Source organism: Actinomadura vinacea (assembly GCF_039532545.1).
Taxonomy (GTDB): Bacteria; Actinomycetota; Actinomycetes; order Streptosporangiales; family Streptosporangiaceae; genus Spirillospora; species Spirillospora vinacea.
Window position 1 is genome coordinate 317,886 of sequence record NZ_BAAARW010000003.1, and the last position, 10,802, is coordinate 328,687.

The 10,802-nt window shown below is 71.8% G+C and carries 7 protein-coding genes and 2 pseudogenes; 5 read left to right on the plus strand and 4 right to left on the minus strand.

What is annotated here, in order from left to right; all coding sequences use genetic code 11:
• Positions 1–40: 40 nt before the first annotated feature.
• From ABD340_RS05785 to ABD340_RS05795, 3 genes are all read right to left on the minus strand, one after another.
• The gene (locus tag ABD340_RS05785) at positions 41–1,264 is read right to left on the minus strand and encodes an alginate lyase family protein (protein WP_344587449.1); all 1,224 of its coding nucleotides are present in this window, start codon (positions 1,262–1,264) and stop codon (positions 41–43) included.
• A 182-nt stretch (positions 1,265–1,446) separates the two neighbouring features.
• Complete coding sequence (locus ABD340_RS05790) at positions 1,447–5,022, minus strand: nSTAND1 domain-containing NTPase (protein WP_344587450.1); 3,576 nt, start codon at positions 5,020–5,022, stop codon at positions 1,447–1,449.
• A gap of 118 nt (positions 5,023–5,140) precedes the next feature.
• Entirely contained in the window at positions 5,141–6,067 is a 927-nt protein-coding gene (locus ABD340_RS05795) for an esterase/lipase family protein (RefSeq protein ID WP_344587451.1), read from the minus strand.
• 233 nt (positions 6,068–6,300) lie between these two features.
• On the opposite strand from ABD340_RS05795, the gene ABD340_RS05800 reads away from it, so the two are divergent.
• Complete coding sequence (locus ABD340_RS05800; RefSeq protein WP_344587452.1) at positions 6,301–7,053, plus strand: AfsR/SARP family transcriptional regulator; 753 nt, start codon at positions 6,301–6,303, stop codon at positions 7,051–7,053.
• Positions 7,054–7,257: 204 nt separating this feature from the next.
• On the opposite strand, the gene ABD340_RS05805 is transcribed toward ABD340_RS05800, so the two are convergent.
• The gene (locus tag ABD340_RS05805) at positions 7,258–8,553 is read right to left on the minus strand and encodes an MFS transporter (protein ID WP_344587453.1); all 1,296 of its coding nucleotides are present in this window, start codon (positions 8,551–8,553) and stop codon (positions 7,258–7,260) included.
• Positions 8,554–8,637: 84 nt separating this feature from the next.
• Here ABD340_RS05805 and ABD340_RS05810 point away from each other — a divergent pair, with 84 nt between their 5' ends.
• The 4 genes and pseudogenes from ABD340_RS05810 to ABD340_RS05825 all read left to right on the plus strand — a co-directional run.
• Positions 8,638–9,096, plus strand: a complete 459-nt coding sequence (locus tag ABD340_RS05810; protein WP_344587454.1) for a winged helix-turn-helix transcriptional regulator — start codon at positions 8,638–8,640, stop codon at positions 9,094–9,096.
• 351 nt (positions 9,097–9,447) lie between these two features.
• Positions 9,448–9,582: pseudogene (locus tag ABD340_RS05815) on the plus strand (PIG-L family deacetylase); the annotation flags it as partial.
• A 101-nt stretch (positions 9,583–9,683) separates the two neighbouring features.
• Positions 9,684–10,160, plus strand: a complete 477-nt coding sequence (locus tag ABD340_RS05820; RefSeq protein ID WP_344587460.1) for a PIG-L family deacetylase — start codon at positions 9,684–9,686, stop codon at positions 10,158–10,160.
• A 294-nt stretch (positions 10,161–10,454) separates the two neighbouring features.
• Positions 10,455–10,802: pseudogene (locus ABD340_RS05825) on the plus strand (DUF4097 family beta strand repeat-containing protein); the annotation flags it as partial.

Consider the following 10,802-nt stretch of genomic DNA (forward strand, 5'->3'; position numbering starts at 1 on the left):
CCCCGGACCCCCATGGGGCCCGGGGATCGGCCGGGGCCGGTCAGGGGTTGTCGGCGTGGGTCAGCGTCTCCCAGGCGAGGAAGTAGCTTGCGCCTGCCGGACGCTGCCGCTCGGTGAGGGTCTCGGTCTTGCTCATTGAGATGCCCATCCGGTTGTGCAGGTGGTTGAAGGCGACCTCGGTAACCGGCCCCAGGCCGAGTTTGACCGAGCCGCCGCACAGCCAGGACGGAGCCGCCGTGCCGAGCTGGTAGTCGGCGTGGAATCCCAGGGCGTGCCGTAGCCGGTCCTTGATCTCCGTGTAGAGGTCGACGCCCTGGTGCCACGCGGTCTCGGCGACATGGGCGGCGGCGGCGATGCCCCAGCCGGTGTGGCCGAAGTCCCGGCAGGTCTCCTGGGAGAGCCCGTTGACGAACGTGCTCTGCCCCTGCCAGTAGTCGATGAGCTCGTCGCGCGTGTCGTACTTGCTGCCCGGCCGCGTCTTGGGCAGGGAGCCGTCGGAGGTCAGGTAGATGTAGGCGGGCACCCGATTCCGCCAGATGCCGACGGCCTTGTCGAACGCGGCGCGGTCCTCCAGGAACACCGCGATGCCGATCGCGGCGTCCATCATGATCAGCTCCCAGTTGCCGTTCTTGTTCGGCGCGCCGTCGGCGATCTCGGGCAGGTACACCGTGCGCAGCATGCCGGCGAAGCGGTTCAACCCGGACCAGCCGCCGGTGTAGGTGTAGCGGATGATCTCGGCCGCGCGCGCCCAGGACGCTCCCGACCAGCCGGTCTGCAACGGTGCGTTGCTGTTCGAATGGTCCTTGAGCACGGCCGACCAGGCGTCCATGATCTCGATCGCCTTCCGCGCGTACCGGTCGTCGCGGCTGACGTACCACCGCAGGGCGAGGGTGTAGGCCGCCAGCGCGTCACCGCGCTCGTCGCTGCAGCCGAGGTTGGGGTTGGACGACGGGCCGCACTCCACGACCTCGCGCGGTTTGGCCGTCCTCGACAGCGAGGCGTAGGAGCTCGCGTTCATGCCGGCGTAGGCGTCCGTCCAGGGCTGGGCTCCGGCGTTCACCCTGTCGCGGACGACGTCGAGCTGGGCCTTGCCGACCAGGACGCCGGGGTGCCGGAACGTGGCGGGGGCGGCGGCATGCCGTGCGCTCACCGTCCGGACGGGAGCCTGCCGGTCCGCCGCCGCGAGGCCGGACGCCACCAGCGCCACAAGCCCGGCGGTCGCCACCACCGGCCGCACTGCACTGCTCAGGGAGGTTCGCATCATCGCACTCTTTTCTCCGGCGGCCGCGGGGCCGCATCGGGGGAGGGGCGGGGGTGCGCGGGGTGATCGTAACCTCGGAGCGACAAAATTGGAAGGAAACCTAACAGTTTTCCCGGATCGCGGCCGCGTGCGGTCACATGCTCCACGGCCGCGGACCGCCGTCCGGCGATGAGACACGCCCTGGGTCAGCCGAGGTGGGTTCGGCGTTCTTCCGGGGTCAGGTCCCGGGTGCGGCGCGATTTGGCCAGGGCGAGGACTTGCCCGCCTGGGCCGCACACCTCGCAAGCCCGGGTCAGGGTGCGGCTCGTGCCGATCACGGGGAGGATCCGCGGGCTGAGGCCGCGGACGATGCGGGTGCCGTCCGCGGTGAAGGTCGCGAGGCCGCCGGTCTGGCCCCAGCCCGTCAGGTCCACGGGCTCGCCGCCGGACGGACGCCAGAGGCGAAGCCGCCCGTCGGGCTCGTCGGTCAGGAGCCAGCCGCCGTCGGGGCTGAACCGGACCTTGCGGACGGTACTGGCGGCGCCGCGCAGCACCGCGGTCGGCTCGCCGCCGGTGGTGTTCCAGAGGCGGATCGTGCCGTCGGACGCGGCGGCGGCGAGGCGCCTTCCGGCGGGGTCGAAGGTCACGGCGGTGATGTCGCCCCGGTGCCCGCGCAGGATTCTGGGCTCGGAGCGGCCGGTCAGGTCCCAGATGACGACGGTGCCGTCGTCACGGGCGTCGGCCAGGCGGGTGCCGTCGGGGCTGAGCGCCACGTCGCCGTCCGCGTCGCCGGTGGGACGGTGCTCCCAGCCGGTGACCCGGGTCAGGGCGCCGGACGGTGAGACCTGCCAGACCTGGGGTTCGGTGCTGTGGGCGCCCGCCGCGAGGCGCTTGCCGTCCCGGCTGAACGCCAGGTCGACGGGGAGGCCCCGGAGGGCGGCCGGCGCGGTGGTCCTGGTGCCGGTCGCCAGGTTCCAGAGGGAGAGCGTCCCGGCCCGGCCGAGGCCCGCCATCCGCCGGCCGTCGGGGCTCAGCGCGATCCGGTAGGCGGCGTCCTTCGGGCCGCGTACGTCGAGCCGTCTCGAGCCCTGCCATATCCGGACGTGGACGTCTTGGGGCCTGGTCAGGGGCATCGTGCTCGCGGCCGTCGCCAGCGTCGCGCCGTCCGAGCCGAGCGCTAGAAGCCGGCCGTTGACGGGGGCGTGTTCGCCGACTGCCACGTCCCACTGCCGCAGCGTGCCGTTCGCGTCGACGCTGATCAGCGTCTTGCCGGACGGGCCGAACGCCGCGCCGCGGGGGTCGCCGCCGGGTGTGCGCAGCACCAGCGGGTCGGTCTCGCCCGCCGTGCTCCAGACGCGGATCAGGCCGTCCGCGCCGAAGGCCGCCATGCGGTCGCCCGCCGGGCTGAACGCGACGCCGTTCAGGCGGGCGGAGTGGCCGGTCAGTTCGACCGGGGTCAGGTCCTCCAGGACGTTCCAGAGTCGCGGGACGTTCCCCTCGACGGTCGCGGCCCACGGGCCGGCCTGGCTGAACGCCACCTCGCGCGGCTCGCCGCGCGGGGCCGCCCGCATCAGTCGGGGACGCTCCCCGGTCATGGACCACACGTGGAGGGGCGAGCCGCTTCCTCCGGTGGCGAGCCGCTGTCCGGTGGGGCTGAACGCGACGCTCGCCACGGATCGTCCGGGGACTTTCAGCTTGACCGGTTCCGAGCGTCCGGCCGGGTCCCAGATCCGCACTCCGTCGTCGTGCGCGCTCGCCACCCGGCCGTCCGGGGCGACGCTGACGTCGTGGACGCCTCCCTCGACGGTCCCTAAGACGGTCGGTTCGCCGGCGGCGTCCCACAGCGTCACCTCGCCGTCGGCGTCGCCGGTGACGAGACGTCCGTCCGGGCCGAAACCGGCGCTGAGGACGCCGCGGGCGGCCGAAAGGCGCTCGCGGCGCGGTGCGGGGCCGTCCAAGCTCCAGATCTCGACGTCGGCCGCGGTCCCGGCGCCCCAGATCACGGCCCTGCGGCCGTCGGACGCGACCGCCATGCCGTCGGCGCGCCGCAGCCCCGCCGGCCGGGAACCGCGGAGCCGCGCGTCCACCGTGGCCTGGCGGATGACGATGTCGGCCTCGCGGGTGGGCTCGGCCTCGTACGCCTCGATCGCCAGCAGAAGCGCGAGCTCGGGGTCCTGCGCGAGCTGGCGGCGGGCCTCCAGCGCGAGGCGGGCGGACGCGGCCCGGTCCCGGGCGCCGCCGGCCTGCCCCGCCTGGGCCAGCGCGACGACGGCGAGGACGCTGACGAGCGCCGCCCCGAGGGAGAGCCCGCCGATGGCAAATCTCCTCCCGCGGCGGGCCGCCGTGCGCTCGACGTCCGCGTTCGCTCGGGAGGCCGCCAGGAACGACCGCTCCAGGTCGTTCAGCGGAGCGAAGTCCGCGTCGTCCCAGGCAGCGAGCCGCTCGCCCCGGTAGAGGTAGTCGCCGCCACGCCGGTTGCGCTCCCATTCCACCGCGTCGTGGACGAGCCGCTGGTGACGCAGCAGGGCGTCGCGGTCCTCGGTGAGCCAATCCCGGAGCCGGGGCCAGGCGCGGATCAGGGCCTCGTGCGCGATGTCGAGCGCGTCGTGGTCCACGACGACGAGCCGGGCGGCGGCGAGCAGGTCGAGCACCGTGTCCAGCTCGCCCGCGGGCTCGATCCCGGTCAGCTCGTCCCGCTCGATTCTGCGGCGGGCATCGGCCGTGCCGCTGCTCGGCGCGGTGAGGCGCAGCAGGACGGCGCGGAGCAGGTCCCGCTGGACGGCGTCCAGTTCCGCGTACAGGCGCTCGGCCGTCCGCACGATCGCGCCGGCCACACCGCCCGCGTCCCGGTAGTCGGCCAGGCGCAGGGCGTCGCCTCGCTGGCGGCTCCAGGTCTCCCGCAGCGCGTGGACGACCAGCGGGAGCGCTCCCGTCCGGCCGGCGGCGTCGGTCAGAACGGCGGCCACCAGGCCGGGCTCCACCACCAGGCCGACCTGGGACGCCGGGCCGGTGACGACGGCGCGCAACTCGTCCTCGGACATGGGGCCGACGGGCACGTGCGCGCTTCCGTGCAGGGCCGCGGCGAGGCCCGGGTGCCCGGCGCAGCGGTCGTGAAAGTCGGCGCGGATCCCGATCACCACCGCGGGGCCGTCCTCCTCGGCGACCGCGGCGCCGAGCCGGCCGAAGTAGGCGTCCCGCTCCCGCTCGTCCGCGCAGAGCGTGAAGGCCTCCTCGAACTGGTCGATGATCAGGACGCCCTCGGTCGCGTCGAACACCGGCCGCGCCCCCGGGGAGACCAGCCGGGCGGGCGTCCCCTCGGCGGACAGCCCGGCCAGCAGCCCGGCCCTGAGCAGGGACGACTTGCCGCTGCCGGACGCCCCGGTCACCACCGTCAGCCGCGACCGCTGCGCCGCCTTCAGCAGATCCTCCAGCAGGCGGTCGCGGCCGAAGAGCAGATCCGCGTCCTCGGCGCCGAGCGGGGACGGCCCCGGGTACGGGCTGCGGCGGCTCGTCCGTTCGAGCTCGTCCGCGGCCAGGTGCCACCTGCGTTCCCACTCGGCGCGGTCGCCCCCGCACGCCTCGGCGTACGCCAGCGTCGCCTCCAGCGTCGGCAGGCGCACACCGCCCGCCGCCTCGGCGAGCGTGCTCCGCGAGAAGTGCGTGCGCCGGGCCAGTTCGCGGTAGCTGGGCCGCCCGCTTCGGTCGCGGAGCCGGCGCAGCTCGGCGGCGAGCCGTTCGACGGGGCCGGCGAGGGAGTCCAGCGGCTGCTCAGGTCGCCCCAACGTCCGCTCCCGTCGTCCAGGTCGCCCCTACTTGCCGAGGAGCCTAGAGAGACGGTCATCTCAAACACAACAGGGGAGACCGCCCGGGCGTCGGGCGCCCGGGCGGTCTGGCGTCATGTCAGCGAGCCGATTGGAAGTACGCGCCGATGTAGGCGGAGTTGATCGGACCCGCGCAGGCGGCCGTGTACTTCTTGAAGTTCTTGCCGTAGTCCGAGCTGCGGTAGCAGTTCCACCCGTTGCCGACGCCCGTCTTGTAGTAGTCGCTGTGCTCGACGTTCTCGTTCGCCAGGTACCTGACCTTGTGCTTGCCGTAGAAAGAGGTCGCCTGGAACGCGGTGACGCTGTTGTCGTTGTACGAACCCACCAGCGTCCAGTTCGTGCCGCCGGTCGCCTGGAAGTTGCCGGTCGGGAGGCCGTTGAGCCACTTGAGGTGGCCGGCGTGACCCCTCATCTGCTTGCACTGCTTGGTTCCGCAGAAGTCCGCGAAGTCCGAGCCCCCGTGCGGCGTGCCCAGCGTGACGACGTCCTCGACGTACAGCTTCGGCGGGAAGCCGTCATGGCCGCGCTTGACCCGCGCGATGGCGTTCCGGATGACCAGCCCGCCCAGGGAATGGGCTACGACGTCGACCGTCTTCCCCTTCGACGTGTAGCGGTTGTAGATGTTCCAGGCGAGCGAACGGGAGACGTACTTCAGGTCCGTCTCCTGGGTGCCGGGGTACTCGTACGTGCAGTTCGAGTCGGCCTTGTAGTAGCCCCAGGTGATGAGCGACCCGGTCCACCCCTTCTTCTTGAAGTGGTCCTTGGTCTTGTTCCACATCTGGCAGTTGATCCCCTTGCCCTCCTTCCTCTGGTAGCCGTGAACGAAGTAGACGGCGCGGTTCTTCGAGTCCACGCGTTTGGGAGCGTCGGCCGCCTGGGCGGCGGCCGGTGCGGGCGCGGCGGGCGCCGGCGCGGTCTGGACGGTGACGACCAGGGCCGGGACGACTGCGGCGAGCGTGATGAGCTTGGCCGCCCAGCGGGATCTGCGTGAGGTTCCGGACTCCATCTGCGGGCTCCTCCTTGTGGTGCCGACGTCGGATCCAAGGTCGGACAGGGAGGTTGGGATCGGCCTGCGAGCAGACTGGGGCGCGGTGGAAAAGGGTCCGTGACCTGCGTGTCCGGAATTCGCTCCGGACCGTCCGGAGACGCCGCCGCACGCATTTCGGACAACGCCCGGCCGCCCTAGAACAGAGGAGCCGGGCGAACCCGGCGCATTTCTGGACCTGAGGGGGCTAGGTCATGAAGTTTCACGTGCTGGGACCGCTGGAGATCCACGGGGCGGACGGGATCCTCTCGCTGCCGCCCAAGCTGCGCGATCTGCTGACGGTTCTGCTCTGCCATCCCAACCGCATGGTCTCGGCGGACCGTCTGATCGATGCGCTGTGGCCCTGCGGCCCGCCGCGCACGGCGTCCAAGACGCTCCAGGGCTACGTCCACCATCTGCGCAAGCACCTGGGGACCCACAGGCTGCAGTCGCGGCGTCCGGGCTACGCCGTCGTGGTCGGGCCCGGGGAGATGGACGCCGAGACCTTCGCCGCCGCCATCGGCACGGGACGCGCGGCCATCGCCGACGGGCTGCTCGACGAGGGAGCCGCGGCGATCAGGCAGGTCCTCGCCCTGTGGCGCGGCGCTCCGTACGAGGGCCAAGAGCACCTGTCGCCGACGCGCGCGGAGGCGTTCCGGCTCACCGAACTCAGGCTCGCCGCCACAGAGGAGTGGGCGTCCGCCGAGCTCCTTCTCGGCCGGCCCGCCGAGGTCGTCGGGGAGCTGTACGGGATCGTCGCCGACCATCCCTTCCACGAGCGGCCCCGAGCCCGGCTCTTGCAGGCCCTCTACGCGCTGGGACGCGCCGCCGAGGCGCTCGACGTCTGCCGCGCGGGCCAGCGGGCCCTCGCCGACGAACTGGGTCTCGCCCCGAGTCCCGCACTCCAACGTCTGGAGCACGCCATTCTCACGCACGACACGTCGTCCATCCACGCGGCGGCACACTAGCCCGGCGTCTCGGCCGATCTTGATCCCGCTATCGGGCCCGCTTTTGCCATGGAGTGGCACAGACCGTGGATTCTCTCGGCGAAGTCGTCGCGAGCCGCCGCGAGCACGGCTTCATCCATCTGGCGTCGCTCTATCCGCACTGGCCCCTGCCGATCGTCCGCGCGGACCCGCCACGCGCCCACGGCGGTCGACGTCCCTGTGGTTTCACGGGTCCGCGTGGGACGCGGGATCACGGGTCTCGGCGGTCCCCCCTCTGGGCTCGGGCCCGAGATGGTTGGTGAGGGATGAAGGCGTTCGCGCGTGGGCCGGGGCAGGAGGCGGTGGTCTGGTCGGCGTAAGACGGGCGGCGCGACTCGCCGTCTGCGCGCTGAACGCCCAGGTAGCGAGTGCGCAGAGCGCGAGCGTCGCACCGAGGACGGTGGGGCCGATCCAGCCGGTGGCGTCGAACAGGGCCGTGGTCGCGGCTGCTCCCAGGGCGGAACCGAGGGAGTAGAAGACCATGTAGGCACCGATGGCGGTGCTGGCGCGGCCGGGGTAGGCGGTGGTGAGAGTGTGCTGGTTGCTCACGTGCACGGCTTGAACGGCGAAGTCGAGCAGGATCACGCCGAGGATCAGCGGCGGCAGCGACCACGGGAGCTGTCCGATCGCGGCCCAGGAGGCGAGCAGGAGCGCGAGTGCGATGCCGGTGACCCGGCGCGCGTGCCCGGCATCGCCCCAGCGTCCGGACCGGGCGGCACCGAGAGCTCCGGCAAGCCCGGCGACGCCGAACAGCCCGATCTGCGCTTCGCTGAGGTGCCACGGCGCACCGGCCAGCGGGAGGGCCATACCGCTCCACAGGGTGCCGAACGAGGCGAACAGGAAGAAGGCGATCAGCCCGCGGCTGAGGAACACCGGCTGGGCGAACAGCCCACCGAAGGACCGAAGGAGCCGCCCGTACCGTGCCGTGTTCGGGCGACCATCCGCGGGCAGCAGGGTGAGGGCGAGCAGCGCGAGGACGGCGGCGAGGATCGCCAGGGTCAGGAAGATGCTCCGCCAACCCCACAGGTCTGCCAGGACTCCCGCGATGACGCGTGCGCCGAGGATGCCGATCACCACGCCCGAGGTCACGATGCCGAGGTTGCGCCCGCGCTCGGCGGACGGGGAGATCGATGCCGTGTACGCGACGGCGGTCTGCACCACCACCGCGAACACGCCCGCCGCGGCCAGTCCGGAGAATGCCGCCCAGGCGGCCGGGGCGGCCGCGGTGATCGCCATTCCCGCGGCCACCAGGGCGAGGTGCGCGGCGATCAAGCGCCTGCGGTCGAGGACGTCGCCCAACGGCACCAGCAGCACCAGGCCTGCCAGATAGCCGAGCTGGCCGGTGGCCACGAACCAGCCGAGCGAGTCGACCGGAACGCCCAGGTCGCGCCCCATCGGGCCCAGCACCGGCTGCCCGGCGTAGACGCTCGCCACCGCGACCCCGCACACCACCGCCAGCAGCAGCCTCGTCCTCCAGTGCACAGACACACCCCCGTTCGGTTGCAATTTGCAACTAATTGAAGGGTAGGCCAGAATGGTTTCATTGCGCAACTGATTGGAGGGGTGATGGCACGCGCCGACACCGACGGACAAAGCCCCGAGTGGACGGACCCGAGCTGCCCGGTCGCCCGCACGGTCGATCTGGTCGGCGACCGGTGGAGCCTGCTCATCATCCGCGACGCGATGGACGGCGCCCGCTCGTTCACCGACTTCCAGCAGCGCACCGGCATCGCCCGCAACATCCTCACCGACCGGCTCCGCAAGCTCACCACCCGCGGCCTGCTCACCCAGGTCGACGCCCCTTCGGGCAGGCGCAGGGTGTATGCGCTCACCGAGGCGGGCAAGGACCTCTTCTCCGTGATCGTCACGCTGCGGCAGTGGGGCGAACGCCACGCCTTCGAGGCGGGCGAGACGCACTCGGTCCTGGTCGACGGCAACGGTGCCCGCGTACCCGACCTCCTGCCCGTGGCGGCGAACGGATCGCCACTGACAAGCGATACGACCTCGGTGCGACGGCACACCTGATCCCCGTGTGAGCGCGGCACTCCGCTGCCCCGCCCGAACCTCCAGAAGCACCACGTCCGAGCGATCGTGCCGTCGGCAAGCCCGGCGGCCGCCCGCACGGGCACGAACCCGGTCAGCGCGTCGGTCTCCAGCGCCTCCAGGTCCTCAGGCGTCGCGGCGGGCTCCCGTACGGCAGGCAGGCTCAACGCGGGCCTCGTCGCCTTCGCCAAGCCGGCAAGACGAACGCCCGAGACGACGGGTCTTCAAGAATCCCGAGCTGCCTTCAGATACCAGGACCGGCCTAAGATACGGCGAACCTGTGTCTTCTTCCACGCTCATCCCGACGACGAGGTCTTGCTGACCGCCGGCACGATGGCCCGCCTCGCCGCCGAGGGACACCGGGTCGTGCTCGTGCTGGCGACAGTCGGCGAACGCGGCCTGGCCGCTCCCGGCCTGCTGGGCTCACGGCCACTGAGCGCGGTACGGACCGCCGAAACCCATACGTCGGCCGGTGCCCTGGGCTGTGCTCGGGTGGAGTTCCTCGGATACCGCGACTCGGGCATGTTCGGCGAGACGCCGGTGACGGACTCCCCCTCCCGTTCTCCCGCGTGCCGGTCGAGGCGGCCGCATCCCGCCTGGCCGACCTGCTACGCGAGGAAGAGGCCGACCTGCTCACCGGATACGACCCGGCCGGAGGATACGGCCATCCCGACCACATCCAGGTCCACAAAGTCGCCACCCGCGCGGCCGAGCTGGCCGGCACGCCCATCCTGCTCCAGGCCACCATGGACCGCGACCGGCTAATGCGCCTGTTGCGGCTGGCCGCGCCGCTCCGCGGACTCGTCCCCACGCTCGACCCGCGCACGTTCACGGACGCCTACACCCCCCAGCGCGCCATCACCCACCGGATCGACGTACGCCGCTACACCGCCGCCAAACGCGCCAGCATGGCCGCACACGTCAGCCAGACCGGAGGCGGCGACTCCGTACGGACCCTTGCAGCCCTGCTCGCCCTGCCCACCTCGGCGTTCCGCTGGCTCGTCGGAACCGAATGGTATGTCCGCACGCCCACCACCAGCCGGTGAGGCGTCGTCAGTGGTTCGACAGACCCGACCGGCCAGAACGGCGGGTTCGACTGGGTCAGGCCCCACGGGTGCTGCTCGGTGTTCCTCGACGCCGCCACCATAGCGTTCACCTTCAGTTAGTTGCAACGATCGACCGTCTGTCGTTGCATTAAACGGGAGGTCGTTGCAATGATTGATGTACCTTTACCTGCATAGATGGCTCTCCTGTGCAAAGATCTTGTTGCAGAGATCTGGAAAGCAACGTAGCGTTTCCAGTGTTCGAAACGACATGGCGCAGAGCACAGGGAGAGCACGATGCACAAGTTCGACACCCCCGCACCGATCGCCGCCGTCCTGGACATCCCGGCCGGGCGCGTGCAGTTCCTCGCCGCCGACCGGGCCGACACCACGGTCGAGGTCCTGCCCGCCAACGCCTCCAAGGGCCGCGACGTGAAGGCGGCCGAGCAGACCACGGTCGACTACGCCGACGGAGTCCTGCGGATCCAGACCCCGGCCAAGAACCAGCACCTCGGCCCCTCAGGATCCATCGAGGTGACGGTCAAGCTACCCGCCGGCTCCCAGGTCGAGGCCAAGGCGGGCAGCGCCGAGTTCCGGGCCGTCGGCCGCCTCGGCGACGTCGCCTTCGAAGGCGCCTACCACCAG